The following is a 339-nucleotide window of genomic DNA, read 5'->3' on the forward strand; positions in this document are numbered from 1 at the left end:
CGGCAAACCGATCAATAAATAATCTTTACTTCTTCCAGATTGTTAAAGAACGAAACAGCTTTGATCGCTAAAAGATCAAATCTAAACCTGCGTCTATTTGACTGGCTTACATTTGCACTTTCGGTAAAACGTGGTGGAGGATGACGGGATCGAACCGACGACCCCCTGCTTGCAAAGCAGGTGCTCTCCCAGCTGAGCTAATCCCCCTGAGATTTTACTAATTAGCTGGTAGGGCTGGTTGGACTCGAACCAACGACCCCCGCGTTATCAACACGGTGCTCTAACCAGCTGAGCTACAGCCCCAACGCGGTGCTACTACGACTACTGTTTCTTCTTCAT

General features: G+C 47.8%; 2 tRNA genes. Both read right to left on the bottom strand.

The annotated features are described in order from the left end of the window. Positions 1-131: 131 nt before the first annotated feature. A tRNA-Ala gene (locus NCG91_RS27895) sits at positions 132-207 on the bottom strand. A 19-nt stretch (positions 208-226) separates the two neighbouring features. Beyond that, positions 227-303: transfer RNA gene (locus NCG91_RS27900), tRNA-Ile, on the bottom strand. Between the last annotated feature and the right edge of the window lie 36 nt (positions 304-339).

This window comes from Janthinobacterium kumbetense (assembly GCF_023703445.1).
In the GTDB taxonomy this organism is placed as follows: Bacteria; Pseudomonadota; Gammaproteobacteria; order Burkholderiales; family Burkholderiaceae_D; genus Janthinobacterium; species Janthinobacterium kumbetense.